The sequence below is a fragment of the Streptomyces sp. NPDC000345 genome, assembly GCF_042898825.1.
In the GTDB taxonomy this organism is placed as follows: domain Bacteria; phylum Actinomycetota; class Actinomycetes; order Streptomycetales; family Streptomycetaceae; genus Streptomyces.
On the sequence record NZ_JBIAZE010000010.1, the window covers coordinates 1 to 26011 of the forward strand.

22 protein-coding genes and 6 tRNA genes are annotated in these 26011 nt (G+C 72.4%); 9 read left to right on the plus strand and 19 right to left on the minus strand.

Going from position 1 to position 26011, the window contains the following annotated elements; genetic code table 11:
- Nucleotides 1-139 precede the first annotated feature (139 nt).
- From ACFY30_RS23880 to ACFY30_RS23910, 7 genes are all read right to left on the minus strand, one after another.
- Nucleotides 140-2878, minus strand: a complete 2739-nt coding sequence (locus ACFY30_RS23880; RefSeq protein ID WP_390847181.1) for a Tat pathway signal sequence domain protein — start codon at nt 2876-2878, stop codon at nt 140-142.
- A 121-nt stretch (nt 2879-2999) separates the two neighbouring features.
- Nucleotides 3000-3599 (minus strand): hypothetical protein, encoded by a 600-nt coding sequence (locus ACFY30_RS23885; RefSeq protein ID WP_390847182.1) that lies wholly within the window; start codon nt 3597-3599, stop codon nt 3000-3002.
- Nucleotides 3600-3610: 11 nt separating this feature from the next.
- The gene (locus ACFY30_RS23890; RefSeq protein WP_390847183.1) at nt 3611-4486 is read right to left on the minus strand and encodes a carbohydrate ABC transporter permease; all 876 of its coding nucleotides are present in this window, start codon (nt 4484-4486) and stop codon (nt 3611-3613) included.
- Entirely contained in the window at nt 4483-5439 is a 957-nt protein-coding gene (locus ACFY30_RS23895; protein ID WP_390847184.1) for a carbohydrate ABC transporter permease, read from the minus strand. The genes ACFY30_RS23890 and ACFY30_RS23895 overlap by 4 nt, the downstream gene beginning before the upstream one ends.
- A 14-nt stretch (nt 5440-5453) precedes the next feature.
- Nucleotides 5454-6740 carry an ABC transporter substrate-binding protein gene (locus ACFY30_RS23900; protein ID WP_390847185.1) on the minus strand — a complete coding sequence of 429 codons (1287 nt, stop codon included), beginning with the start codon at nt 6738-6740 and terminating at the stop codon, nt 5454-5456.
- A gap of 543 nt (nt 6741-7283) precedes the next feature.
- A tRNA-Val gene (locus ACFY30_RS23905) sits at nt 7284-7355 on the minus strand.
- A gap of 100 nt (nt 7356-7455) precedes the next feature.
- Nucleotides 7456-7917, minus strand: a complete 462-nt coding sequence (locus ACFY30_RS23910) for a TIGR02611 family protein (protein ID WP_390847186.1) — start codon at nt 7915-7917, stop codon at nt 7456-7458.
- 191 nt (nt 7918-8108) lie between these two features.
- On the opposite strand from ACFY30_RS23910, the gene ACFY30_RS23915 reads away from it, so the two are divergent.
- On the plus strand, nt 8109-8522 hold the full coding sequence (locus ACFY30_RS23915) for an SsgA family sporulation/cell division regulator (protein WP_004002642.1): 414 nt from the start codon (nt 8109-8111) through the stop codon (nt 8520-8522).
- Between the two features lie 241 nt (nt 8523-8763).
- Nucleotides 8764-9324 carry a CGNR zinc finger domain-containing protein gene (locus ACFY30_RS23920; RefSeq protein ID WP_390847187.1) on the plus strand — a complete coding sequence of 187 codons (561 nt, stop codon included), beginning with the start codon at nt 8764-8766 and terminating at the stop codon, nt 9322-9324.
- A gap of 85 nt (nt 9325-9409) precedes the next feature.
- Here the strand turns inward: ACFY30_RS23920 and ACFY30_RS23925 are convergent, their stop codons facing one another.
- Nucleotides 9410-9562, minus strand: a complete 153-nt coding sequence (locus tag ACFY30_RS23925; protein ID WP_390660876.1) for a hypothetical protein — start codon at nt 9560-9562, stop codon at nt 9410-9412.
- Between the two features lie 231 nt (nt 9563-9793).
- Nucleotides 9794-10252, minus strand: a complete 459-nt coding sequence (locus tag ACFY30_RS23930; protein WP_390847188.1) for a hypothetical protein — start codon at nt 10250-10252, stop codon at nt 9794-9796.
- Between the two features lie 312 nt (nt 10253-10564).
- Between ACFY30_RS23930 and ACFY30_RS23935 the strand changes: the two genes are divergently transcribed.
- Nucleotides 10565-11113: a DsbA family protein gene (locus ACFY30_RS23935; RefSeq protein WP_390847189.1), complete on the plus strand. Its 549-nt coding sequence runs from the start codon at nt 10565-10567 to the stop codon at nt 11111-11113.
- 10 nt (nt 11114-11123) lie between these two features.
- Here the strand turns inward: ACFY30_RS23935 and ACFY30_RS23940 are convergent, their stop codons facing one another.
- The 3 genes from ACFY30_RS23940 to ACFY30_RS23950 all read right to left on the minus strand — a co-directional run bounded on the left by ACFY30_RS23940 (nt 11124) and on the right by ACFY30_RS23950 (nt 13891).
- Nucleotides 11124-11951, minus strand: coding sequence for a GNAT family N-acetyltransferase (locus tag ACFY30_RS23940; protein ID WP_390847422.1), 828 nt, complete (start codon nt 11949-11951; stop codon nt 11124-11126).
- A gap of 69 nt (nt 11952-12020) precedes the next feature.
- Nucleotides 12021-12842 carry an aminotransferase class IV gene (locus ACFY30_RS23945; RefSeq protein WP_390824035.1) on the minus strand — a complete coding sequence of 274 codons (822 nt, stop codon included), beginning with the start codon at nt 12840-12842 and terminating at the stop codon, nt 12021-12023.
- A complete protein-coding gene (locus tag ACFY30_RS23950) occupies nt 12839-13891 on the minus strand; it encodes a chorismate-binding protein (protein ID WP_390847190.1) in 1053 nt (350 codons plus the stop codon). Before ACFY30_RS23950 ends, ACFY30_RS23945 begins: the two co-directional genes overlap by 4 nt.
- Before the next feature lie 221 nt (nt 13892-14112).
- On the opposite strand from ACFY30_RS23950, the gene ACFY30_RS23955 reads away from it, so the two are divergent.
- From ACFY30_RS23955 to ACFY30_RS23975, 5 genes are all read left to right on the plus strand, one after another.
- Nucleotides 14113-14185 (plus strand) — tRNA-Gly (locus ACFY30_RS23955).
- 38 nt (nt 14186-14223) lie between these two features.
- Nucleotides 14224-14297, plus strand: a tRNA-Cys gene (locus tag ACFY30_RS23960).
- Between the two features lies 1 nt (nt 14298).
- Nucleotides 14299-14370 (plus strand) — tRNA-Val (locus ACFY30_RS23965).
- Nucleotides 14371-14406: 36 nt separating this feature from the next.
- A tRNA-Val gene (locus ACFY30_RS23970) sits at nt 14407-14478 on the plus strand.
- A 34-nt stretch (nt 14479-14512) separates the two neighbouring features.
- Nucleotides 14513-14584, plus strand: a tRNA-Val gene (locus ACFY30_RS23975).
- Nucleotides 14585-14633: 49 nt separating this feature from the next.
- Here the strand turns inward: ACFY30_RS23975 and ACFY30_RS23980 are convergent.
- The 4 genes from ACFY30_RS23980 to ACFY30_RS23995 all read right to left on the minus strand — a co-directional run bounded on the left by ACFY30_RS23980 (nt 14634) and on the right by ACFY30_RS23995 (nt 16926).
- The gene (locus ACFY30_RS23980) at nt 14634-14933 is read right to left on the minus strand and encodes a zf-TFIIB domain-containing protein (RefSeq protein ID WP_390660871.1); all 300 of its coding nucleotides are present in this window, start codon (nt 14931-14933) and stop codon (nt 14634-14636) included.
- Between the two features lie 81 nt (nt 14934-15014).
- A complete protein-coding gene (locus ACFY30_RS23985; protein ID WP_390847191.1) occupies nt 15015-16073 on the minus strand; it encodes an aminoglycoside phosphotransferase family protein in 1059 nt (352 codons plus the stop codon).
- A 200-nt stretch (nt 16074-16273) separates the two neighbouring features.
- The gene (locus ACFY30_RS23990; RefSeq protein WP_358994867.1) at nt 16274-16453 is read right to left on the minus strand and encodes a hypothetical protein; all 180 of its coding nucleotides are present in this window, start codon (nt 16451-16453) and stop codon (nt 16274-16276) included.
- Between the two features lie 197 nt (nt 16454-16650).
- Nucleotides 16651-16926: a hypothetical protein gene (locus tag ACFY30_RS23995; RefSeq protein ID WP_390660944.1), complete on the minus strand. Its 276-nt coding sequence runs from the start codon at nt 16924-16926 to the stop codon at nt 16651-16653.
- Between the two features lie 196 nt (nt 16927-17122).
- Here ACFY30_RS23995 and ACFY30_RS24000 point away from each other — a divergent pair, with 196 nt between their 5' ends.
- Nucleotides 17123-18529 carry a serine/threonine-protein kinase gene (locus ACFY30_RS24000; protein ID WP_390847423.1) on the plus strand — a complete coding sequence of 469 codons (1407 nt, stop codon included), beginning with the start codon at nt 17123-17125 and terminating at the stop codon, nt 18527-18529.
- A 9-nt stretch (nt 18530-18538) separates the two neighbouring features.
- On the opposite strand, the gene ACFY30_RS24005 is transcribed toward ACFY30_RS24000, so the two are convergent.
- From ACFY30_RS24005 to cobT, 3 genes are all read right to left on the minus strand, one after another.
- The gene (locus tag ACFY30_RS24005) at nt 18539-19357 is read right to left on the minus strand and encodes a TrmH family RNA methyltransferase (RefSeq protein WP_390847192.1); all 819 of its coding nucleotides are present in this window, start codon (nt 19355-19357) and stop codon (nt 18539-18541) included.
- A gap of 64 nt (nt 19358-19421) precedes the next feature.
- A complete protein-coding gene (cobA, locus tag ACFY30_RS24010; RefSeq protein WP_390847193.1) occupies nt 19422-20654 on the minus strand; it encodes a uroporphyrinogen-III C-methyltransferase in 1233 nt (410 codons plus the stop codon).
- A gap of 282 nt (nt 20655-20936) precedes the next feature.
- Nucleotides 20937-25706: a nicotinate-nucleotide--dimethylbenzimidazole phosphoribosyltransferase gene (gene cobT / locus ACFY30_RS24015; protein ID WP_390847194.1), complete on the minus strand. Its 4770-nt coding sequence runs from the start codon at nt 25704-25706 to the stop codon at nt 20937-20939.
- Nucleotides 25707-26011: the final 305 nt, after the last annotated feature.

Genomic DNA, 26011 nt, shown 5'->3' on the forward strand with positions numbered 1-26011 from the left:
AACAGGCTCGGCCCTTCAAGTGGACCAAAACCGCAGACCAGATCATCGACCGCATCTGCCGCTACTGCGACCGCATCTCCGGACCGGGACACTAGGGCCGGTCCGGCGGGTCACGCCGGACCGGCTCCGGCCCCTTCGGCTACGACGGCATCCTGTCGCCGAGCAGTGCCAGGTTCTCGATGGCGGCGAGGCCGTAAAGGGCGGTGTCGTTGGTGGACACCCAGGCGGCCTCGCTGCCCGCGACGAGGGTGGCGGGGCCGCTCAGCGGCTCCGTCTTCCACGGCGAGGACTCGGTGTAGCCGTCGGAGCTGTAGAACTTCGTCCACGCGCGCTTGGCGAGCGCCGCGTCACCGGTCTGTACGGCGGCGTAGGCGTCGAGGCGGGAGTGGCCCTGGAAGAGCAGCAGGGTGCCGAAGTTGGTGCCGTAGCGGGCCGCCTGCTCGGCCTTGGTGGCGTTGAAGTAGCGGCAGTAGTCGTAGTACGCCTCGTTGAAGGCCGGCATGTCGACGAGGTGGATGAGCTCGGCGCACAGCTCGTTGAGGCCGAAGACGGCCGACAGGTGGGAGACGCCGACGACCGGGGTCGTGGCGACCGCGAACCTGCCGGTGTCGAGGTCGTACAGGCCGCTGCCCTGCACGAAGCCGTTGGGCTGGGCGGCGATGGTCTCCATCGTCGACAGGACACGCGCCTTGGCCTTCTCCCACTTGGGGCCCTTGCGCTCCCACTCGGTCAGCCACGCCGACACCAGACCGCTCCAGTCGGTGCCGAAGCCGATCGACAGGGCGTGCCGGTCGGGCGTGTAGGGCTCGGTGCGGATCTTGCGCAGGGGGTCCAGGGCGAGGAACGTCTCGTCCGAGTCGACGTTGGCGTGCATGAGGTCGCCGACGCGTTCGTCCGCCGTGAGGAAGTAGTAGTAGCGGCGGTAGGTCGTGTTGGCGATGCGCTGCTGTTTGGCGCTGTCGGCGTAGTGCTGGACGCCGTGCCGGGTGCCGAGGCCCGCCCACTGGCCGATGTGGTAGACGTCGACCTCGCCGGTGTGCCGGGTCATCGCCTCGGCGAAGCGGAAGATGTCCGCCCGGCCGGAGCGGAGGTAGGCGAACCAGAGCCAGAGGTCCGGCGACAGCTCGGAGTTGTCCCAGGCGTAGCCGCCGATGTCGTACCGCCACTGGTGCCGGACGGTGTCGTAGGTGTGCATGATGTCGCCGTAGTCCCAGAAGCCGTACCAGCGGCGCTGCTCCACCTGGTCCTTGTAGTACGTGAAGAGGAAGTCGAGGTGGTCCTCGATCTTCGCCTTGGCGGGGGTGGAGCGGTCCGGCTCGGAGTACAGGCCCGGGCCGAAGACCTTCGCCCGCATGAGCTGCCTGGGCGGGGCGGCCAGCTGCGGCAGCACCCGTACGGCCTCGACCTGTTCGGCGAGCCTGGCGGGGGCGGGGGTCGATTCGTTGGCCCAGAAGAGGAGTTCGGAGGTACGGGCGATCCCGTAGGGGGTGCCGAACCCGGGCTCGTGGTCCTCGTAGGTGATGTTGAGGCCTTCGAGCTGCTCGGGGTAGGTGTCCTGGCCCATGCCGTCGTGGTAGAAGCGCAGGTCCATGGGCTGCGCCTCGGGCGACCAGAGCCAGAGGGTGACCTCGGCCTCTTCGGTGTGGGCGTCGCGGATGTCGAGCTGGGCGGGGTGCTTCTCCCAGAAGTCCCTGAGACCGAAGGAGAATCCGCCGCTGACGCCGCCGACGTACCCGAAGCCGGAGGCCCGCTTGCCGCCGCCGGCGCCGATCCAGCCGTAGCCCTTCTTGGTGCGCTTGCGGAGCGTGAAGCCGTCGGCGGAGAGCTGGGAGAGGGTGTAGTCGCCCCATTCGGGGATGTACTGGAGGCGGGTGGTGACCCGCTGGTCCCAGGTGGACGGGTCGGGCAGCTTCTCGCCCGCGTACTGGGCGGCCTGGACCGCCGCGCCCGGGTCCCGGCGCAGTCCGGTGATGCCCTTGACGGCCTCGCGCAGCAGACCGGTGCCCTCGCCGCCGATGCGGATGTGCCGGTCGTAGGACGCGTCGCGCATCGGGACCGAGAAGCGCACGCCGAGACCGCGGATGAAGTCGCCACTGGCCTTGCCCGGCTCCTGGGTCCCGTCGTACGTGATCGTGTGGACCATCCGGAAGGAGTCGGCGCCCGCGTAGAAGTAGAGCCGGATGGAGAACGGCATCCAGCTGCGGCTGCCCTTGCGGTGCTTGCCGTCGATGCGGACGACCGCGCGGACCGGGCCCTCCTGCTCGACGGTGACCCCGCCGACGGCGCCCTCGAAGCGCTCGGTCCTGACCGTGCCCTGGTCCTCGTCCTCGATCTCGGGCTGGCGGATCAGGACGAGGCGGCCGTTCCTGGCGATCTCGGTGGAGCCGCGCCGGACGGACTTGATGAGCGTGGTGCCGTCCTTGCCGATCCTGACGGTGATGACACCGGTGGAGACGTCGACGGTGCCGCCGCTCTTGTCGACGGTGACCTTCTTGTCGGGAGCGACCGGGTCGCCGGCGGTGAGGGTCAGCTTGCCGGTGCCCGAACTGACCGCGTGGGCGGTCCACTTGAGGGACCCGTCCGGCCAGTACGCGATCGGCCAGGACTGCACGGGCACGGCCTTGCCGTCGGCGTCCGTCAGCGCGAAGGTCTGGTCCTCCTGGTGGACGCCCATCGGCCAGGGCACACCGAGCGTGGAGCCGGGGGCGGCGCCGAGACCGCCGTCCTCCAGCCAGTCCAGGGTCACCGGTTCCGCGTCCGCCGCCTCGGCTCCGGGCGCGGCCTCGGCGTCCTTCGCGCCCAGGGCCCAGGAGAACTGGGCCGCGGCTCCTGCGACGGCCGCCGCCTTGAGGAGGGACCTGCGGGGGATGGGAGACATGAGATGCAGCCTTTCCTTGTCCGTGCGGGATGCGTGTCCGTACACACAGTGGGCTGGTCAGGGGCATGACAGAGTGAGGTGCGGCGCCGGTGGCGCCGGCCTCGGGGCAGGGCGGGGAGGCTCAGCGGTTGCGGTACCGCTCCTCGACGGCCACCGCCGCCGCCGCGACGGCCCCCAGCACGGGGACCGCCAGCGGCGGGACGAACCAGGCGGACAGGGCCACGACCGCCGGCCCGCAGACGACCAGGAAGGACCCGGCGGGATCGCGTACGGTCCGCCGCGCGGAGTCCGCCAGCAGCCTCCGCCAGGCGTCACCCGGGGTCCACACGGCGGCCGCCCGCAGCACGGTCACGACGAGCCCGATCAGCGCGAAGAGGCCGACGGCCCCGGCGAACGGACCTCCGGGAATCCCGGCCCGCGCGGCCAGCACGTCCACCCAGACCGCGCCGGCCGCCGCCCAGCCGGCGAGACCCACGGCCCACCCGCCGCGCAGGGCCGTGCGGAAGTCCGCGACGAACTCCCGCCACCCACCGCTCTCATGGACCGTACGCCGGCGCAGATGGCGGGCGCCGGCGGCGAACGCGGCGGGCCAGGTGACGACCCCGAGACAGGCCACGGCGATCCACACGCCGGTGAGGAGACATTCGGCGAAGACGGCGAACCGCTCGCCGAACACGGACTCCTTGCGCGCGGGACGCGCCTTCCCGTGTGCTTGCGCCATGGGTGACCGCCTCAGCCCTTCAGTCCGGACGTCGCCATACCGTCGATGAGGTAGCGCTGGAAGGCCATGAAGAAGGCGATGACCGGCACCAGCGCCACCAGCGACATCGCGATCATGCTGCCGTAGTTGGAGATGCCCTCCTGGTCGCGGAACATCATCAGGCCGAGCGAGACGGTGTACTTGTCCGGCGTGTTGAGGTAGATCAACGGCCCCATGAAGTCGTTCCACGCGTTGATGAAGGTGAAGATGGCGCTGGTGATCAGGGCGGGACGGCTCAGCGGCAGCACGATGGACCAGTAGGTCCTCAGGTGTCCGCAGCCGTCGAGCTTCGCGGCCTCGTCCAGCTCGCGCGGCAGCCCGCGCATGAACTGCACCATCAGGAAGACGAAGAACGCCTCCGTGGCCAGGAACTTGCCCGCGACCAGCGGCACCAGCGTGTCGACGAGCTCGAGCTTGCGGAACATCACGTACTGCGGGATGAGCAGGACGTGATACGGCAGCAGCAGCGTGCCGATCATCAGCGTGAACAGCAGGTTCCGCCCGGCGAACCCGATCTTGGCGAAGGCGTAGGCGGTCAGCGAGCTGGACAGCACGACACCGGCCACGGCGAGCACCGCGTACATCAGCGAGTTCACGAAGAAGCTGCTGATGGAGATGCCGGAGATGCCGTCCGCGAGCCCGGAGAAGTTCGCCCAGACCGGCTTGGCGGGCAGCAGATCGAGGCTGGCGATGATGTCCTTGCTCGGCTTGAACGCGGCACCCACGACCCAGATCACCGGGTACAGCACGACCGCGAGGACGACGAGGGCACCCACGTGCCAGGCGATCGATCCGGTGCGCCGCCGCTCGTGCGGGGCGCGCACGACGGGGGTGGTGGCACTGGTCACTTGGCGGCCTCCTCGTAGTGCACCCACTTCTTCTGCGACCAGAACAGGACCGCCGTCACGAGCGCCACCGCGACCACCAGCGTCCAGGCCATCGCGGAGGCGAAGCCCATCTGGGCCTCCTTGAAGCCCTTCTGGTAGAGGTAGCAGGTGTAGACGAGCGTGGCGTCGGCCGGCCCGCACCGGGTGTCGGAGACCACGTACGCGGAGCCGAACACCTGGAACGCGTGGATGGACTCCAGCAGCACGTTGAAGAACAGCACCGGGGAGATCATCGGCAGCGTGATGTTCCAGAACCGGCGGAAGGGGCCGGCCCCGTCGACCTCGGCTGCCTCGTACAGCTCCCGCGGAACCTGCTTCAGGCCGGCCAGGAAGATGACCATCGGAGCGCCGAACTGCCAGATGCTCAGGGCCACCAGGGCGTAGATGACGTAGTCCGGGTTGCCGATCCAGCCGCCCACGTCGAGGCCGAAGATCTTCTGCGTACGGTCCACGACGGCGTCGTCGGAGAACAGCGCCCGCCACACGAAGCCCACGGAGACGCTGGCGCCGATGAGCGAGGGCATGTAGAAAGCGGCCCGGTACAGACCCTGTCCCCGCCGCTTCTGCGCGAGCAGCAGGGCGACGCCGAGGGCGAGCAGCAGCTTCAGCGGTGTGGCCACGACGACGTACTTCAGCGTGACCTCGACCGACTTCTGCCAGCGCGGGTCCTGGAACATCGTCGTGAAGTTGTCGAGCCCCACCCACTGGGGCGGCGTGAACAGGTTGTAGCTGGTGAACGCGTAGTACAGCGACGCGATCATCGGCCCCGCCGTGAGCAGCAGGAACCCCGCGATCCACGGCGACATGAAGAGATAGCCGGCGAGATTCTCGCGGCGCCGCCCGCGCCGCCCGGCGGCGGGAGCGGAGGACCGCTTCCCGGCCGGGCGCGCGGGCGCTTCCTTGACGAGCGTCATGGTGGTACGTCCCCTCAGCCCGCGAACGCGGCCTTGGCCTCGCTGAACAGCGCCTTGGCGGCGTCGGCCGGCTTGCTCTTGCCCTGGGCGACCTCACCGCCGATGCGCAGGAACGCCGCCTCGACGACATCGGCGCCGGACGGGTGCGGGGTGATCTTCCCGAGGACGCCGGCCTTGGCGACCTCCTCCTCGTAGGCGGCGACGCCCTTGTTGTTGGGGTCGGTCGGTGTGAAGGCGTCGTACTGCTCGGTGGTGGCGAGGAGGCCGCGGTCGTAGCCCATGATCTTGCCCACCTCGGGGTCGTGGACCATGAAGTCGATGAACTGGGCGGCCTCCTTGGGGTGCTTGGTCCCGGAGAAGGCGCTGAGCATCAGCGAACCGAGGTACTGGCCGGTGTCCTTGCCGTCCGTGGTGGGGATCGGCGCGAGCCCGTAGTCCGACTCGCCCTCGCCCTCGTAGCGGATGGAGAAGTTGTCCCAGGTGAACTCGGACGCGGCGAGCCCGGCCGACAGGCCCGACTTGGGCTTGGCCTGCTCGATCTTCTTCGGGTCGGCGACGAGCCCGGACTTCACGCGCTTGTAGCCGTCCTCCCACCACTGCGTCAGATCGTCCTCGGTGAAGCCGAGATCGGAGTCGGTGAAGAAGGCCTTGCCGTTCTGCCGCAGATACAGGTCGTAGAGATACATGATGCTGAAGTAGCCGGTGTCACCGGCGATCTTCAGCTTGTCCTGGATCGTCTGCAGCGCGTCGAAGTACTCGTCCCAGGTCCAGCCGAACTTCGCCTCCACGCCCGCCTTCTTGAAGGCCTTGAGGTCGATGACGAGGGCCATGGTGTTGGCGCCGACGGGTATGCCGATCTGCTTGCCGTCGACCTGACCGTTCGCCAGAACGCCGTTGCGGAAGTTCTCCAGGCTCAGATTCCCCGCGTCCGCCTGGGACTTGAGATCCATCAGAACACCGCGCTTGTCGTACTTGCGCAGGAAACCGACCGCATTCTGGAAAACGTCCGGCGGATTTCCGCCGGAGGCCTGCGTCTGGAACTTCTCCCAGAACGCCTCGTAGTCGGTGAATTCGGGCTTGATCTTGATCTTCGGGTACTTCTTCTCGAAGAGTGCGATCGTCTTCTTGATGGCGATGGTGCGCGGCTCACCACCCCACCAGGCATAACGGAGCGTCACCGTCCCGTCTCCGGAACCGCTGTCACCCCCGCACCCCGCAGTCGCGGCCAGCCCGAGCGTGGCCGCCGTCGCTCCGGCCGCCTTCAGGATCGTTCGCCTCTCAACATTCCTGCTGGTTCCCACAGTCGGGCCCTCCCCGCAGCGTCATTGCCGCTTGCATGAATCGTTTCAAGAAAGCGCTTGCTGGCACAAGGTACGAGGGGGCTGAGGGAGCGTCAATGATTCGGACAGGAATTTCTTGCGCGGCGACTCGGGGGCGCAGGCAGCACACGGCGGCGGCCCGGGGCGACACGGGCGGCCAAGTCCCAGGTGGGAGGCCTGCGTTCGCCCCGTCGAACCAGCGGGCGGCGCATGGACGGCGGGAGGGAGCGACGGAAATCCGCCGGTGAGGGCGGGGACGGGAAGCGGGCGGGTGGACCCGACGTGGGCAAGGAGGAGGGAGGGATGCGGCGCGCCTGCACGGCGGGGGTGGCGACCGACCGGCGGCGGGCCGGGGTGGCTGAGCCGCGCGGCGAGAGGGCAGGGCGAGACGGTGCGACGACTGCGTACCGTCACGCCTCGTCGGCGGCCGGGTGATCGCGCCGGAGGCGCTGCCGCTCGCCCGTGACCGCGCCACACATGACGGTGGCCCGTCCGCATTCTCGCGGACGGGCCACCGCTTTGAGGTGGGCGATACTGGGTTCGAACCAGTGACCTCTTCGGTGTGAACGAAGCGCTCTCCCACTGAGCTAATCGCCCGGGCGCAGGAAGAACATTACCCCATGTCAGGGGGTGCCTGTGACCAGGTCCGCCCGGACCCCGCGCCTCCGTCGAAGATCAACGGGAGCTCCACCGGAGATCACTGGTCCTTGATGTTCCAGGGCATCTCGAAGCCGAACTTCCACACGTAGACGCCCAGCAGAACGCCGATGATCACCAGGCCGACCGAGGTCAGGATGATGTTGCGGCGGCGCACCTTGGGATCGAGGGCGCGCGCGGCGGCCTCGGTGACCTTGCGTTTGGTCCAGCGCAGCACCAGCTGGGCCCAGACGAACTCGGTCGCCCAGATCGCCATACCGCCGAAGATCACCACCCAGCCGGGTCCGGGCAGCGGCAGCATGACGATGCCGGCGCCCACCACGGCCAGACCGATGACGAAGACGCCGACCTGCCAGCTCAGGTGCAGCGCCCGGCGCGCCTTGACGAACTCGGGGGCCCTGGAGCCGAGCCCTTGGTCCTGCGGCTCGTCCGCCGCTCCACCCGCCTTCGTCCCGTCCGCCGCCATGGCTACCTCGCCAGGCTCGTTACTCCCCGTATTCATACACCCAGACCCTACCTGAGAGATTCCAGTCACCGGAATGGTGGTACTACGCGAACAGTCTCTCGGCCGGAAGAGTTACGTAAAGGCACGCAAAACACTCAGAGGGGTTTACAACGGCACCGTAGGTGGCATGTCGATTTCGCCGACGTGCGAATCCCCGAGCGCACACTGAGCGAAAGGCCCTGGCGCTTATGAACACCACGGTCAGCTGCGAGCTGCACCTGCGCCTCGTTGTGTCGAGCGAGTCCTCCCTGCCTGTCCCCGCAGGCCTGCGGTACGACACGGCCGACCCCTACGCCGTGCACGCCACCTTCCACACCGGAGCCGAGGAGACCGTCGAGTGGGTGTTCGCCCGCGACCTCCTCGCCGAAGGCCTGCACCGACCCACGGGAACCGGCGACGTCCGTGTCTGGCCGTCGCGCAGCCACGGTCAGGGCGTCGTCTGCATCGCCCTGAGCTCCCCTGAGGGCGAGGCTCTGCTCGAGGCCCCGGCGCGGGCCCTGGAGTCCTTCCTGAAGCGGACGGACGCGGCCGTGCCTCCCGGCACGGAACACCGGCACTTCGACCTCGACCAAGAGCTCTCGCACATCCTGGCGGAAAGCTAGGGCGAGGCTCACACCGAGCCGCCCGGCGCCGTCCACTCGGGGAGACGGCTCGGGCCACGACCGACGCACAGGGAACGCGCCGACGCCGCACCACGGCCTGCCGTGGTGCGGCGTCGGCGCGCGCACGCGACCGCGTCGCGGGAAGCCGGGGCCGGGAGCCCCGTGGCTTCCGCGCGCGGGGCGGCTACCATCGGCCAGCATCGGCGGGCGTCCGCCCGACCCTCAGGCCAGGGAGCGAAACGTGCTGATCACCCACGACACCCGGTGTGCGCTTGATGCCGTGGTGGATCTGGTGAACACCGCGCCGGAGGACGAGACCTCCCCGGACGCGCTGGCGGACGTCGCCGCTCTCACGGAGTTCGTACGACGGCACGACATGAGTGACGTCGGCGTGCTCTCCGAGTTCGACCTCTCCGCCGTACGCAAGATCCGCGGGCGGTTCGCCGGGATCTTCGCGGCCCGGGACGCCCGGACCGCCGCCGGTCTGATCAACGAGCTGGTCGCCGCCGCGGGCACCACGCCCCGGCTCACGGACCACGACGGTTACGACTGGCATGTGCACTACTTCGCGCCCGGCGCCTCGGTCGCGGACCATCTGGCGGCCGACTGCGGCATGGCGCTGGCCTTCTTCGTGGTGGCCGGGGAGCAGGAGCGGCTGCGGCGCTGCGAGGCCCCCGACTGCCGGCGCGCCTTCGTCGACCTCTCCCGCAACCGCTCCCGCCGCTACTGCGACAGCCGCACCTGCGGCAACCGTCTCCATGTGGCCGCCTACCGGGCACGGCGCAAGGAAGCTACGGGCTGAGGCGCTCGGCCCCGGTGCGTGCCGAGGGTGGTTCCTCGATGCCGACGCGGCCCCGGCGGGTGGCGCCGGGGACCGCGGGTACGGCTCAGAGCAGCAGCAGATCATGCAGCGAAGCAATGAGCAGCAGACACCCGATCACCGCAAGGAAGATCATCAGCGGTGGCTGGGAAAGGGCGAAGAGGCAGCCGCGCGGCTCTTCCTGAGGCGGCGCGGTGTCGCCTTGTTTCATGTCCAGCATCTCGGGGCGATGATGACGCAGGTCAGGCGTCCGGCGCGATCAACGCGCCCGGGATGAGCGGGTGTTCGCCGTATTCCGCAACGTCGCTTTCAAGCCGTGATCATTTCCGCGCGCCGACGGGCCGACTGTGTCGTTTCAACCGTCGGGCCACCGTCGCAGAGGTGCCGGGGGCGCGGCGGCCGCAGGCCGCACCCTGGCAGGGGCGCGGCGTGGCTCGGACGCTCCCCGGCTTCATATCCCGTGCTTCTTCAGGATCGCCTCGATGTCGCTGAAGTCGTCCGCGTCGCCCTTCGCGCGCGGGGTGGATGCGGGGCGGGACGCCGGGCGGGGCGCTGCCTGGCCCAGGGAGGGCGCCGGGGCGGCCGGGGCCACGGCGTCGGTCCGGGCGGAGCGGGCTGCCGCCCTGCGTTCCTTGCGAGTGCCGCGGGTGCCGCCCCGGCGGCGCTCCACGGCACGGGTGGTCGCGAAGAGGGCCCAGGCGACGCCGAGCACGGCGAAACCGGCCCAGGCGGTGGGACTGAAGGCGGTGTCGGCCAGCCACTCGACGACGCCCGTCATCACGAGCCCGAGGGGCACGAGCGCGTAGGCGGCAATGCGGACGGCGGACAGGAAGCGCTTGCGGTAGGCCGTGACCGCCGCGATGCCCAGGCCGGCCGCGGCGACGGCGGAACAGACGGTCTCGGCGATCATGCGGTCCTCCAGGCGAGGCGCTCTCGGGCAGGGACGGCGACTCAGCGCCTCGACGGACGGGCGCTTCGTCCCTTCCATCCTGCACCTCCTGACCGCTCCCGGGCCATGCTCCGGCCGGACATCAGGGACATCTCCGGGTCGGCTCCTCCGCAGGTCCCGGTCGGGGCCCGCGGGCGGTCCTGCGGGAGGCGCAGGCGGGCCGGGCGAGGGACAGCCCGCACGGAAGAGGGCGGCGGTCAGCGGGGGTGCGGGGGCCGGCCACGACGGTGGTCCGGATTGGGGTGGGTGGGGGCGGGCTGGGAGACTGGTGGCATGAGTGACTCCTCCTCTGCCTCCGCCGCCCCGTCCGCCCCGGCATCCGCCCCTCCCGCCGTCGTCCTGGACGTCTGGTGCGAGCTGCAGTGCCCGGACTGCCGCGGGGCCCTCGACGACCTGCGTGCCCTGCGCGAGCGCTACGGCGACCGCCTGGAGCTGCGGCTGCGGCACTTCCCGCTGGAGAAGCACAAGCACGCCTTCGCCGCCGCGCAGGCCGCCGAGGAGGCCCTGGAGCAGGGCAAGGGCTGGCCGTACGTCGAGGCCGTGCTGGCCCGGGTCGAGGAGCTGGACCGTGCGGGAGAATCCCTCCTGGTCGAGGTCGCCGGTGAACTCGGGCTGGACGCCGAGGAGTTCGACACCGCGCTGATCGACGGACGGCACATCCTGATCGTGGACGCCGACCAGGCCGAGGGCAAGGCGATCGGCGTCACCGGCACCCCGACGTACGTCATCGGCGGCGAGCGCCTCGACGGCGGCAAGAGCCAGGAGGGGCTGCGCGAGCGCATCGAGGAGATCGCGGACCGGCTGCTGGCCGGGGCGGGGTGAACCGGGAGCCTCAGAGCAGGTTCTTGTACATCGAGTAGCCCACGGTCACGTACCCGAGCGACTCGTACAGCCGCTCGGCAGGGGTGTTGCCCGCGAAGACGTTGAGGCCGAGCACCTGCCTGCCGGCGGCCACCGTCCGGTCCTCGGCCAGGAGCATCAGGGAGCGGCCGTGTCCCCGGCCGCGATGCTCCTCGTAGGTCTCGACGTTGAAGACGAACGCCTTGTCGCCGGTGAAGGCCAGCCACAGGTCGCCGACCGGGGTGCCCTCGTGCTCCAGGACGCTGATCAGTGTGTTCTCCGTGGCCAGGCCCCGCGGCAGCGACCGCGCGTAGTCCTGCAGTGCCTTCGTCCGTGCGAGCGCCTCGGGCACGTCGCGGTCGATCCATTCCTGTGCGTACTCCGCGACGCCGCGCTCGTGCCACGGGCCGTACTCGGCCTCGGTCATGGGCCGGCTCCGGCTGCCCTCGGGCAGGAGGGGCGCGGCGGCGCCGAGCTGCTTCTCCATGCCGCGGTTGCGGTGGACGTAGCCGAGCGCCGTGGCGAGGCGCAGCGCGGCCGCGGCGTCGCCCGGCACCCTGATCTCGATCTGCCGGCAGCCCCAGCCCCGCGCCACCTCCTCGGCGGCGAGCGCCGCCACGGCGCCACGGCCCCGGCCCCGGTCCGGCTCCTCGATGCGCAGGTCGTCGATCTGGGCGACGGTGGGCCCGAAACGCGGATCGGTCGAGAGGCGCAAGGCTCCGACGGGGCGGCTGTTCACGCACACCTGGTAGTGGCGGGACAGGGACCCGTCGGTGGCGCGCTGTAGCGGCTCGGTCGGCCGCAGTGTGGTGGTCATCAGGGGGTTTCTACCCGCCGTACGCCCAGGAGTCAGCTCGTTTTTCCGCTGCTTCCGCGTCCCTGCGGCGTCCTAGGGGTCGAGGTCGTCCCCCGCGCGCTCGTCGAAGATCCGCATCGCCTTGGCGGTCACCGGGCCCGGGGCTCCGGGCAGTTCGCGGGTGTCGACACGGTGGACGGCCTGGACGTCGCGCAGGGTGGAGGTGAGGAAGACCTCGTCGGCGCGCTCCAGCACGTCGAGCGGGAGGTCGGTCTCCTTCGCGCCGGTCCACTCGACGGTGAGCCGGCGCGTGATGCCCGCGAGGCAGCCGGAGGCGAGCGGCGGGGTGTGGATCTCGCCGTCCAGGACGACGAAGACGTTCGACCCGGTGCCCTCGCAGAGCTGTCCGACGGTGTTCGCGAACAGGGCCTCCGAGGCGCCGTGCTCGTGGGCGCGGGCCAGCGCGACGACGTTCTCGGCGTACGAGGTCGTCTTGAGGCCGGTCAGCGCGCCGCGCTCGTTGCGGGTCCACGGGACCGTGATCACGGCGGTGGAGTCGGGGCGGCGGGTGGTCTCACCGAGGGCGACGACGAGGGTGGGGCCGCGATCGCCGCGGTCGGAGCCGAGCGGGCCGTGACCGCCGGTGTAGGTGATGCGCAGCCGCCCGAGCGGCATCGGGTTGGCCTCGAGGACGGCGGCGCAGGCGCGGCGGACCTCGTCGTGGTCGGGGTCCGGCAGGCCGAGGCCGCGCGCGGAACGGGTCAGCCGGTCGAGGTGACGGGTGAGCGCGAACGTCCTCCCCTCCGTCGCCTTCACCGTCTCGAAGATGCCGTCGCCCACGGTCAGGCCGTGGTCGAAGACGGAGACACGGGCGGAATCGATGTCCTGCAGCCCGCCGTCGAGCCAGATCTTCACGTCAGGGTCCCTTCACTCACCTCGTACGTTCCCGACGCTACCGCGAGCAGTCGCGCGGCCTTCAGCTCGGTCTCCCGCCATTCCGCCTCGGGGTCGGAGCCCCAGGTGATGCCGGCGCCGGTGCCGAAGCGCAGCACGGCCGTGCCGTCGGGGCTCCGGTCGATCCAGAAGGTGCGGATGCCGACGGCCAGCTCGCCCGTGCCCCGGTCGGCGTCCACCCAGCCGATGCCTCCGCAGTACGGGCCGCGGGGTGCCGTCTCCAGCGCGTCGATGATCCGCAGGGCGCTGGACTTGGGGGCGCCGGTGACGGAGCCGGGCGGGAAGGCGGCGTCGAACAGCTCGGGCCAGCCGGCGTCCTGGCGCAGCTCGCCGCGGACCGTGGACACGAGGTGGACCAGCCCCGGGTGCTTCTCGACCGCGCACAGGTCGGGCACGGTCACGCTGCCGGTGGCGCAGACCCGGCCGATGTCGTTGCGGACCAGGTCCACGATCATCACGTTCTCGGCGTAGTCCTTGTCGAGGAGGTCCGCCTCGGTGCGGCCGGTGCCCTTGATCGGGCCGGACTCGACCGTCCGTCCGTCGCGGCGGAGGAAGAGCTCCGGGGACGCCGTGGCGATCTCGACGCCGTGCGCGGGCAGGCGGATCGTTCCTGCATACGGTGCCGGGTTGCCGCGGGCCAGCAGGGCGGTCAGGGCGTCCACGTCGGCGCCGGGCCCGACCGGCGCGGTCAGGACGCGGCAGAGGTTCGCCTGGTAGACCTCGCCGGCCGCGATGTGCTCCCGGATCCGGCGCACGCCGCCGGTGTACGCGGCGCGGTCGAGCGAGGACGTCCAGTCACCGGCCGCGGGGCCCCGCCACTCCCCCGGCACGGGCGCGGGCACCGGTTCGTCCCGTACGTCGGCGAAGCGGGCGCAGACCAGACGGCCTTCGAAGCCGGCGCAGACGGCCCAGAAACCGGCGGAGTCGAGGGCGGCGGGGTCGCTGGTGACGTCGAGGAGACCGGTGGCGACACGGCCGCCGAAGCGGGCGAGAGGAGCGAGGTCGAGCACGGTGTCGAGTCTAGGGCGGGTGTCAGGGGGCGGTCCGGGGACGTCCCCGGCGGGGCCCTGAGCAGGTCCGCTGCACGACGCCGGGCCGGCCGCCACGTGTCCGCCGCAGGTCCGGGCGGGGCGGCAGCGGCGCACGCTGCACAAACGCGTTTTTGTACTGGCCCAGGAATCCGCTAGAGTTCAACTCGTCGCCGGGACGCGAGAGCCGACCGAAACGACAAGCGGACGTAGCTCAGTTGGTAGAGCGCAACCTTGCCAAGGTTGAGGTCGCGAGTTCGAGCCTCGTCGTCCGCTCGAAGGAAGAAGGGGTCATCCCGATCCCCTACACTCCTGGTGGAGTGGCCGAGAGGCGAGGCAACGGCCTGCAAAGCCGTCTACACGGGTTCAAATCCCGTCTCCACCTCCAAGGACGATTAGCTCAGCGGGAGAGCGCTTCCCTGACACGGAAGAGGTCACTGGTTCAATCCCAGTATCGTCCACTGGATCTTCCAGCACGTACGGCAAGATCCGCACCCGCGCGATTAGCTCAGCGGGAGAGCGCTTCCCTGACACGGAAGAGGTCACTGGTTCAATCCCAGTATCGCGCACGCAGTGTTCGTGGTCTGCGGATCACGGTCCCGAGGACGATTAGCTCAGCGGGAGAGCGCTTCCCTGACACGGAAGAGGTCACTGGTTCAATCCCAGTATCGTCCACCCACCGAAGCCCCCGGCCGTCTCGTACGGCCGGGGGTTTTCGCTTGGGTCAGCTGGAGAACAGCATGTGGCCGAAGCTCTTGTGGCGGTGGTGACCGCCGTAGTGCCCGCCCTGGTGGCTGCCGTGGCCACCGTGCGGGGCGCCCCAGGCCGGGGCGGCGGGAGCGGCCGGGTACGCCTGCGGGGCGGGCGGCGGGGGCGCCGGCTGGGACCACTGGGACTCCAGACGGGTCAGCGCCTCCAGCTCGCCGTAGTCCAGGAAGATCCCCCTGCAGTTGTTGCACTGTTCGATCTGGACACCATTGCGGTTGTATGTGTGCATCTGGCCGTGACACTTCGGGCACTGCATGATTCGGCTCAACTCCTCGCCGGTCGGTCCTGTTTCGCGTACCGCCAGGACAGACTCTGTCCGGCTGCGGTCGGTTGCACCCTACTTCGCCGAACTTGACGCCAACTGCGCAGGGACGGAACCCATCCGGGCACAGGCATCGACCAGGGACTGTTCGACCTCGTCGAGCGGGCGGTGCTGTGCGATCGCCTTGGTCACCGCCCGGGCGGCCGTCTGGACGGTGAGGGCGCGGGCGGGGACGTCGAGCGCGGGCCAGGGGTCGCCGTCCGCGGGGACGGCCGGGCCGCCGGCGGCGCGGTAGGCGTTCAGGAAGCGGGCCCACTCGTCGGGCGGGAGCAGGCCGCAGGCGTACCAGGCGGCCGGGCGGGCGAGGTCCCAGGCGGGGACGCCGACGCCGAGATCGTCCACGTCGATCAGGCGCCAGGGGCCGTCGGGGGCGGGGTGGCGGACGAGTTGGCCGAGGTGCAGGTCGCCGTGGCAGAGGGTGGTGTCGGGCATGGGGGCTTCGGCGCGGGCCCAGGCGGGGAGGGTGGTCCAGGCGCGGAGGAGGGGGGCGGTGGCGGGGTGCGGGCGGGCCGCCCGGAGGCGGGCGACGGCCTGGGCGGCTTTGGCGGGGCCTCGCATGAGGGGGAGGGCGGGGGTGGGGGTGGGGGTCGGGTGGGGGGTGGAGGTGGGGGTGCGGGTCAGGTCGGGGGTGGAGGCGGAGAGGGAAATGGGGATGCGGTGGAGACGGGCGAGGAGGGTGGCGGCTTCTTCCCAGGGGGCCGCGTCCGGGTCGTCCGGGTCCACGGGGGTGCCGTACGGCCAGAACGTGATGAGGCGGCCGTGGAGGGCCGTGGGGGTGGGTGTGAGGGGAGGGAGGAGGACGTCGGGGTGGCGGGTGGCTGCGGCGAGGCGGGGGGTGAGGTCGGTGGGGGTGGTGGTCGGGGGGTGGGCCTTGGCGACGGTGTCCGCGTGGCGTACGACGGTGGCGTCGGGGCGGTGGGCGAGGGTGGCGGTGGGGCAGGGGCAGGTGGAGGTGGGGGCGCCGGTGCCGGTGTCGGGGACGGTGTTCGTGTCGGGGGCGAGGGAGGGCGCGGGGGCGTGGGCCTTGGCCTTGGCTCGGGCGGTGAGGGCGGAGAGCAAGGGGGTGGCGGTCACGGGGCTCCCTGGGGTGGTGCGGGGTCTGGTGGTGAGGGTACGAGGTGACCTGTCGTGGCGGGTGGGCGCGGGGAATGGCAATGCCGGCGCAGCTCCCCAGCTGCGCCGGCATTTTTGCCGTCCGCCGTACCCCCGTCCCCACGGGGTTTCATGGGTGGATGTCCCCGCCCGGACCGCTCTTCCGGGCCTGGGGTCGCCGCTCAGCGCCCCAGCATCACGCCCACGGACGACGCCTGAGTGGCCACTGTCTCCCAGCCGTCGAAGACGAGGAGGAGCAGGGCCGCCAGGGGAAGGGCCATGAGTGTCGCCACCAGGGGGTGGCGGCGGCCCGTGCGGCGAGTTCGGGTGCGGAACTGAGTCCGCGGTGCCGTGTGGGCCATGGTCCCTCTCCTGACCGTCTCGTTTGTCGTTGGCAGCGGCGGGTGCCTGACCTCGGGGGACGAGTGCTGCACCCGCCGCTTGACCTCAAATCTAGGCGTGGGGCGGGCGCAGGGCGTCATGCCTTCGTATCGATTGCCGGGCCTCCCGGAGGATGAGCCATGACCTGCGGAGTACTCCCCTGGGTGGAGACGGGGTCCTAGGTCTCGGGGTCTTCCCGGAGGGGGTGTCCGGTGCGGGTCGTTTTTTCCGACCGGTCCTCACGCGGGACGGGCTGTTCGACCAGGGCGAGGACCCTGTTCGCCATGAAGCGGGCGGTGCGCACCACCGTACCGTTCCGAGTGACTTCGCTCACTTCCACCACCCCTCGCCGGACCGCCGTCTCCACCCTGCGGCCCGCTCTGCCGGCGACCACCTCATAGGTCCGCGTCGTGTCACCGGCGTCCACGACTATCTCGACTCGATCACCCTTCACCGATTCAATCCCCCTTCTGCGAGAGGTGGTTGAGGTCACAGGCTCAGCAAAGTCCGCCTGTTCCCAGGCTCTCTGACCACTCTTCAAGTCTCCCACCCGGCACTGACAATCGATCGGGAGCAGAGGGCGCGGCCTCTGCGCGCGAACGGCCGTGGAAACGTAAGCTGTGGCACGTCACACGGACCGGGCAGCGGGGATGAACATGGCGATGATGCGCCTGAGGCGCGAGGACCCGCGCGTCGTCGGCTCGTTCAGGCTTCACCGACGGCTCGGCGCGGGCGGAATGGGCGTCGTCTATCTGGGCTCGGACAAGAAGGGGCAGCGCGTCGCGCTGAAGGTGATCCGGCCCGATCTGGCGGAGGACCAGGAGTTCCGGTCGCGGTTCGCCCGTGAGGTGTCCGCCGCCCGGCGGATCCGGGGCGGGTGCACGGCGCGGCTGGTCGCGGCCGATCTCGACGCCGACCGGCCCTGGTTCGCCACGCAGTACGTGCCCGGGCCCTCCCTCCACGACAAGGTCAACGACGAGGGCCCGCTCGGCGCGGCCGAGCTCGCCTCGATCGGGGCCGCGCTGTCGGAGGGGCTCGTCGCCGTCCACGAGGCCGGGGTCGTCCACCGGGACCTGAAGCCGTCCAACATCCTGTTGTCCCCGAAGGGCCCGCGGATCATCGACTTCGGTATCGCCTGGGCGACCGGAGCCTCGACGCTCACGCACGTCGGCACGGCCGTCGGCTCCCCCGGCTTCCTCGCGCCCGAGCAGGTGCGGGGCGCCGCGGTCACGCCGGCCACGGACGTGTTCTCGCTCGGTGCCACGCTCGCGTACGCCTCCACGGCCGACTCGCCCTTCGGGCACGGCAGTTCCGAGGTGATGCTGTACCGCGTGGTGCACGAGGAGCCCCATCTGAACGGCGTGCCCGACGCACTGGCCCCGCTGATCCGGGCCTGTCTGGCGAAGGACCCCGACGAACGGCCCAGCACTCTCGATCTCTCGCTGCGGCTGAAGGAGATCGCCGCCCGCGAGGCGCAGGGGACCGGCGATGCCCGGCCGCCCGTGCCACGGGCCGCGGAGGCGGACCGGCCCACCGGGCGTCTCGCCGGCTCCAGCTACCCGGAGCGCACGCTGCGCCGGCCGGGCGGACCGAACACGGGCTCGGGTTCTGGCTCGCGCACGGGCTCCGGATCGGGGCCGGGTACTCCCCCGCCCCGGGGTGGCGTCCCGTCCTCCCGGGGGGCGGTCCCCTCTCGGGGCGGGGTTCCGTCGCGGGGAGGCGGTGCCTCACGCGGTGGCGGTGCCTCGTCGTCGCGGTCCGGGAGCCGTCCTGCACCCGCCTCGCGCAACAGCCGTCCCGGCGGCAGTGGCAGCAGGCCGGCGCCCCGCAGCGGGGCCGGGCGGCCCGGGCCGAGGAACACGGGGACCGGCCGACGGCCCGCCAACCCGCGGCTGCTGCGCCAGCGCCTGTTCGTCTTCGTCGTCGTGACGCTGCTCGTGGCGCTGGGCATCGGCATCGTCCAGGGCTGCCAGGGCCCGGACCGTGGACTCGGCGGCGGGGACGGTGTCGTACGGCAGCAGCATTCGCAGCCGGACGTGCTGCCCGGCCGGGCATAGGTCCTCCCCCTAGCTCCGGGGGCGGCCCGTGGCCACGGCGTAGAAGGCGACCGCCGCGGCCGCGCCGACGTTGAGCGAGTCGACGCCGTGGGACATGGGGATGCGGACCCATTCGTCCGCGGCGACCAGGGCCTGGGTGGAGAGTCCGTCGCCCTCGGCGCCGAGCATCAGGGCGACACGGTCCATCCGGTGGGGGGCCGCCTCGTCGAGGGAGCGGGCCTTCTCGTCCGGGGTGAGGGCGAGCAGGGTGAGGCCGGCCTCGCGGACCGAGTCCAGGCCCTTGGGCCAGGTGTCCAGTCGGGCGTACGGCACCGAGAAGACCGCGCCCATCGAGACCTTCACGCTGCGGCGGTAGAGGGGGTCGGCGCAGTCCGGGGAGAGCAGGACCGCGTCCATGCCGAGGGCTGCGGCGGACCGGAAGATCGCGCCGATGTTCGTGTGGTCGTTGACCGATTCCATGATGACGACCCGGCGTGCGGTCTGCAGGAGTTCGGCGGCCGTCGGGAGCGGCTTGCGCTGCATGGAGGCGAGGGCGCCCCGGTGCACGTGGTAGCCGGTGACGCGTTCGGCGAGCTCCGGGCTGACGGCGTAGACCGGGGCCGGGAGCTCGTCGATGACGTCGCGCATGACGTCGACCCACTTGGCGGAGAGCAGCATCGAGCGCATCTCGTACCCGGCGTCCTTGGCCCGTCTGATGACCTTCTCGCCCTCCGCGATGAACAGGCCCTCGGCGGGCTCGCGCTTGCGGCGCAGCTCGACGTCGGTCAGGCCGGTGTAGTCGCGCAGGCGCGGGTCGTCGGGGTCCTCAACGGTGATGAGATCGGCCACAGGGTGATACTGCCTTGTCCTGGGTGCGGTGCCAACGGCTGGGAACGGGTTGTGTTACCCGGGGTTACGCAGACGTCCGGGGGCCGACGGTGACGACCTCGCCGATGACGATCACCGCAGGGGGTTTGACCTCCTGCGTCCGCACGGTCTCGGCGACCGTCTCCAGCGTCGCGTCGACCCGGCGCTGGGCGGCCGTCGTGCCCTCCTGGACGAGTGCGACGGGGGTGCCGGCCGGTTTGCCGTGCGCGACCAGCGTCTCGGCGATCTTTCCGATCTTGTCGACGCCCATGAGGATCACGAGGGTGCCGGTGAGCTTGGCGAGGGACGCCCAGTCGACCAGGGAGCGCTCGTCGTCGGGGGCCACATGGCCGCTGACGACCGTGAACTCGTGGGCGACGCCCCGATGGGTGACCGGGATGCCGGCCGCGCCCGGGACCGAGATGGAGCTGGAGATGCCGGGGACGACGGTGCAGGGGATGCCGGCCTCGGCGAGGGCGTGCAGCTCCTCCATCCCGCGGCCGAACACGTACGGGTCGCCGCCCTTGAGACGTACCACCGACTTGCCCTGCTTGGCGTGCTCGATCAGCGCGTTGTTGATGGCCTCCTGGGCCATGTAACGGCCGTACGGGATCTTCGCCGCGTCGATCACCTCGACGTGCGGGGGGAGTTCGGCGAGGAGGTCGCGGGGCCCGAGGCGGTCGGCGATGACCACGTCGGCTTCGGCGAGGAGTCGGCGCCCGCGGACCGTGATCAGGTCGGGGTCGCCGGGGCCGCCGCCGACGAGGGCGACGCCGGGGGTGCGGGTGCGGTGGTGCGGGGCGACGAGCGTGCCGTCGCGGAGGCCCTCGACCACCGCGTCGCGGATGGCGGCGGTGCGGCGGGGGTCGCGGCCCCGGGCGTCCGTGGTGAGGACGGCGACCGTGACGCCCTCGCTGGTGCCGGTGGCCGGGGTCCAGGCGGTCGCCCGGTCGGCGTCGTCGGAGCGGACGCACCAGACGCGGTGCGCTTCCGCCTCGGCGGAGGCCCGGGTGTTGGCCTCGGCGTCGCTCGTGGCGATGAGGGCGTACCAGGCGTCCGCGAGGTCGCCCTCGGCGTACGGGCGCCGGTGCCAGGTGAGTTCGCCCGCGTCCGCCATGGCCTCGACGGAGGGGGTCGCGTCCGGGGACACCAGGTGTATGTCGGCCCCGGCCGCGATCAGCGCGGGGAGGCGGCGCTGGGCGACCTGGCCGCCGCCGAGGACGACGACCCTGCGGCCGGTGAGGCGGAGGCCTACGGGGTAGGCGGGGTGTTCGGCCATGAGGGGCGGCTCCTCTTTACGGCGTGCGGGGCCCTGACGTGCGGATTTTACGGCGCGGGCGGGGCGGACGGGTTCGGTGTCCGATGGCTGGGCAGCGTTGCCCGGTGCGGGGGTGGCGCGGTGGTGCCCATCCCTTCCGCCCGGGGACATCTCCCAGGCTCTGGGGGCACCGGGGGAGGAACACCGGGCGCCTGCCCCCGACCGCGACCCGTCAGCCGTGGCCGTCGGGCATCTCACCCCGGCAGGGCACCCGGAACCGGTCTCCCGGGTGCCCCTCGCGTCCTACTTCTCGGTGACGCCCGCCGAATCGAAGGTCGCCACCTCGTGCATCGCCCGGGCCGTGCTCTGGACCAGCGGGAGCGCCAGGAGGGCGCCGGTGCCCTCGCCGAGGCGGAGGTCGAGGTCGACCAGGGGGCGCAGGCCCAGCTTGTTGAGGGCCGCCACGTGGCCGGGCTCCGCGCTGCGGTGGCCGGCGATGCAGGCCGCGAGGACCTCGGGGGCGATGGCCCGGGCGACCAGGGCGGCGGCACCGGCGCTGACGCCGTCCAGGATCACCGGCGTCCGCAGGGACGCGCCGCCGAGGAGGAGGCCGACCATCGACGCGTGTTCGAAGCCGCCGATCGCGGCCAGGACGCCGATGGGGTCGGCGGGGTCCGGCTGGTGCAGTTCGAGGGCGCGGCGGACGACCTCGGTCTTGCGGGCGAGGGTCTCGTCGTTGATACCGGTGCCCCGGCCCGTCACCTCCGCCGGGTCCGCGCCGGTGAAGACGGAGATCAGGGCCGCGGACGCCGTCGTGTTCGCGATGCCCATCTCGCCCGTCAGCAGGGCCTTGTTGCCGGCCGCCACCAGGTCACGGGCCGTCTCGATGCCGACCTCGATGGCCTGCTTGGCCTCCTCGCGGGTCATCGCGGGGCCGGTGGTCATGTCGGACGTGCCCGCGCGGATCTTGCGGGGCAGGAGGCCGGGAGTCGCCGGGAGGTCGGCGGCCACACCCACGTCCACCACGCACACCTCCGCGCCCACCTGGGCCGCGAAGGCGTTGCAGACCGCGCCGCCGCCGAGGAAGTTGGCGACCATCTGGGCCGTCACCTCCTGCGGCCAGGGGGTGACCCCCTGGGCGTGCACACCGTGGTCGCCGGCGAAGATCGCGACGGCCGCGGGCTCCGGGATCGGCGGCGGGCACTGCCGGGACAGGCCGGACAGCTGCGCGGAGATGATCTCCAGCATGCCGAGCGCGCCGGCCGGCTTGGTCATGCGCTTCTGGCGCTCCCACGCCTCGCCGAGCGCCTTGGCGTCCAGTGGGCGGATCCCCGCGACCGTCTCGGCGAGCAGGTCGTGCGGGTCCTCGCCGGGCAGCGCGCGACGGCCGTACGTCTCCTCGTGGACGACCCAGGACAGCGGGCGGCGCTTGGCCCAGCCGGCCTGCATCAGCTCGGGCTCGTCCGGGAACTCGTCGACGTAGCCGACGCACAGGTAGGCGACCACTTCGAGGTGTTCGGGCAGGCCCAGCGCGCGGACCATCTCGCGCTCGTCGAAGAAGCTGACCCAGCCGACGCCGAGGCCCTCGGCGCGGGCGGCGAGCCAGAGGTTCTCGACCGCGAGCGCGGAGGAGTACGGCGCCATCTGCGGCTGCGTGTGGCGGCCCAGGGTGTGCCGGCCGCCACGGGTCGGGTCGGCGGTGACGACGATGTTCACCGGGGTGTCGAGGATGGCCTCGATCTTCAGTTCCTTGAACTGCTTCGCCCGGCCCTTGGGCAGGGACTTGGCGTACGCGTCGCGCTGACGCATCGCCAGTTCGTGCATGGCGCGCCGCGTGTCGGCGGAGCGGATGACGACGAAGTCCCACGGCTGCGAGTGGCCGACGGAGGGCGCGGTGTGGGCGGCCTCCAGCACGCGCAGCAGCACCTCGTGCGGGATCGGGTCGCTCCGGAAGCCGTTGCGGATGTCCCGGCGCTCGCGCATGACCTTCAGAACGGCCTCACGCTCGGCGTCGTCGTACGCGGGCGCGGCAGGGCCGGTGGACTCTGTGGCTTCTTCCACGGGGGCCGTGCTCTCTTCCTGGTCGGCGGCCCTGGTGTGCAGGTCCTCCGGGCTCTGGGCGACCTCGGGGTCGGGGTCGGCATGGGCGTCGACCGCAGGCTCCGCGTCCGGGGTCGCCGGGGCGGGAGCGGCGTCGGCCGCGCGGGGGGCGGGGACGGTGGGAGCGGGAGCGGCGGGGGCCTGTGCCGGGATCCCCGGCTGGGCCGACGCGTCCTGCGCGGGCCGCTGGTCCTCCGGCGGAACCGCCGGGGCGGGCTGCGGGGTGGGGGCGAGGTGCGGGGTGGTCGGCACGCTGCCCTCGACCGGCACGAACGCGCCCAGCGGCTGGTCCGGGTGGGGAGCGGGGGGCATCGTGCCGAGGGCCGCGGCCGGGGCCGGGGCCTCTGCGGGTACCCCGCCGGGCACCTCGACCGGGGCGGCTGCGGGGATGTCGACGGGAGCCTCGGCGCAGACCTCGGCCGGCGTCTCCGCCGACGGGGTCGCGGACACGGGGGCGGGGGTGGCGGCCGGGGCGGGCTCGTCCAGGGACTGAGACGCCGGATCCGCCTGGTGGGCGGCGGGGGCGGCGGGCTCGCTCGCGGGCTGCGCCTCCGGCTCCGGCTCCGGCTGGGCGGCCGGGGCCGGCTGGGCCGCCTGCTCCGGTGCCGGGTGCGTCTGGGAGACCGGCTCGGGCTGCGGCTGGGCGACGCCCGGCGCGACGGGCTGGGCCGTGGCGGTCTGCGCGGGCGGCACGGCTGCCGCGGCCTCGGCGGGTCCGGCGGAAGTCGCTTCGGCAGGTACGGCGGAGGCCTCGGCGGGCTGCGGGACCTCGGGAGCCGCGGCGGCTTCCGCGGGCTGCGGGGGCTCGGCGGCGACGGCGGGTTCCCCGGGAGCGGTGGCGCCCTCGGCGAGCTGCGCCGCGTCGTCGGCGACGGGTACGGGAGGCTCGGCGGCGGGGTTCTCCTGGGCGGGAACGGGAGCCGCGGGCGCCTCTTGCACGGACACGGCTGTCTCCGGCGCGGGCTGTCCGGCTGCCTCGGCGGTCACGGTCGTCTCCGGTTCGGGGGCCTGGCCGGCGGTGTCGGGTGCGGGCACGGGCTCGGTGACCTGCGCCGCGTCCTGGGCCGGGGTCGCGTCCGGGACCGGGGACTCGGCCGCGGGCTCGGGGACCGGCGCCTCGGCGGCCTGAACCGGCTCGGAGAGCCGGGCGGCCTCGACAGGGACCGGCCCGCCGTCCTGGGCTGCGTCGGGAGCGGGCGCCTCGGCTGCGGGGACCGGGTCGGGACCGGGTACCTCGGCCGCCTGGGCCGCCGCGGGTGCGGTCGGCTCGGACACCGGAGCCGCCTCGCCCCCGGGCTCGGTGCCCGGGACCGCCTCGGCAGCGGGCACCTCGGCACCCTGGACCGCCACGGCGGGAGCCGCCTCCGCAACCTGCGCCACCTCGGCAGCGGGCACGTCGGCGCGCTGGACGGTCTCCCCGTCGGTCGCCTCGGGAACCGGGACCGCCTCGGCGCCCTGGACCGTCTCACCGGCGCTCTCCCCGGGAACCGGGACCGCCTCGGCAGCGGGCGCCTCGACCACCTGCGGCACGTCGTCGGCGGACGTCTCGGCACCCTGGACCGCGTCGGCCCCGGCCGCCTCCACGGCCTGGGCCGCTTCCGCAACCTGCGCAGCCTCGGCAGCGGCGGCCTCGGACGTCTGCGTCTCCTCGGCCGCGCCCGGCGCGGCCTGCGCCACCGGCACCGGGCCCTCGGCGGCCTCCTGCGCCACCTCGGCCGGACTCACCTGATCCGTCTGGTTCACGTGGGCGGGACTCGCCTCGGCCGCCTGCGCCGCGTCGGCGTGTGTCTCCTGCTCGGCAGTGCCCGCCTGCGCGGCCTGGGCCGCCTCGACGGAACCCGCCTCGGGAACCCCGGCGGCCCCGGCCGCGGCCTCGGTCACGGCCGTCGGCTCCTCCGCCCGCACGCCGTCCGCCGCGGGCGCGGGCTGCTCCCCGTGCCCGGCCTCGGTGACCGCAGGCGCCTCCGGCACCACGACGGCCTGTTCCGACGCATCGGGCCCGTCGGCCTGGTCGCCCCCGGAAGAGGCGCCGGCCCCCGTGTCCGGCGCCGCCTCCGTCACCTCGTCGGCGACGTCCTGCTCGGCCTCGGCGATCAGAGCCGCTCCGAGCAACTGGCCGGGATCGACGAACCCGGTGGCGGTGGCGGCGAACCGCGCGGGCTCGGCCGTCGCCGCCGGCCCGGGAGCCTGGGCGGGCTCTCCGGTGAGGGTGCCGGGAACCTGCGGCGCCGTGGCCGGACCGCCCTCGCTCCCGGCGTACGCCGCCTCGGTGCTCTCCGCCTCCTGCTGGGCGGTCGCGGCGATCGCCTCGGTGGCCACGCGGGCCACGACGGCCTCGGCGGCGCCCACCTGGCCGGGCTCGGGAGCCACGGGACCGGTCGCCGGAACGGGAACCACCGTTTCCGCGGCCGTCGCCCCGGGCGCGGACGGCCCCTGGGCCGGAACGGCGGCGGGAGCGGTGGCCTGGGCAGCGGCCTGGGCCCCCCAGGGTGCCGCGCCCTGCGGGGGCGTGTCGCGCAGCGGCGGGACGTCGAGGTATTCGGGTCCGGAGGCGGGCGGGCCGGCGTGACGCACGGGAGCGCCGGCGGGGCCGCGGTCCGCGAGGGAGCGGACCGGGCTGGAGGAGGTGTCGGGAATCGGCGGGCCCAGGTGGAGAGGGCGGCGCGGGGACGGCTGCGGCGGCGCGGCGGGGCCCGGCAGGCGTACGGCGCTGAGGTCCACCGAGCCGCTGTCGCGGCCGGAGAGCTCGTGCGGGCCGGGCTCGTGCACCGCCTCGACGACCGGCTCGGGCGCGGGCGGAGCCACTTCGTTGCCCCACGCGCTCTGGGCGCCCGGCAGCAGCAACAGGTCTTCGTCCTCGGCGGTGGTCTCGGAGAGGTAGGTGTACGCGCCGTGCGCGGGGGCGCCCGGCTGTTCCACCATGCCTGCGTTCTCCGGCAGCCCCTCGCCCGGGACCTGGCCGGTGTCGGTCATGCGTACCCCTCGCCCATCGGTTAGTGCTCCTACGACCAGCTCATCCGGAACGGCGCACCGACCGCCCCGTAGTGAAGAACGAGCGTCCGTGCCCAGCGGCACGAACGACCCGCCCGAAAAAGCGACAAAGCCATTCAGTGGCATTGTCCCGGCCGTGGCCGCGTCGCGACAGGTTGATCTCCGTCGTGCCGCTGTGGACTGCGCCACGTTGCGCGCCCCCCGGTTCTGCCGTACCACGCCCCACCCCAAAAGGGATGTGTTTTCCGGACATTGACCGACGAAGTGCCGGGTGAACGGAAGCGGTA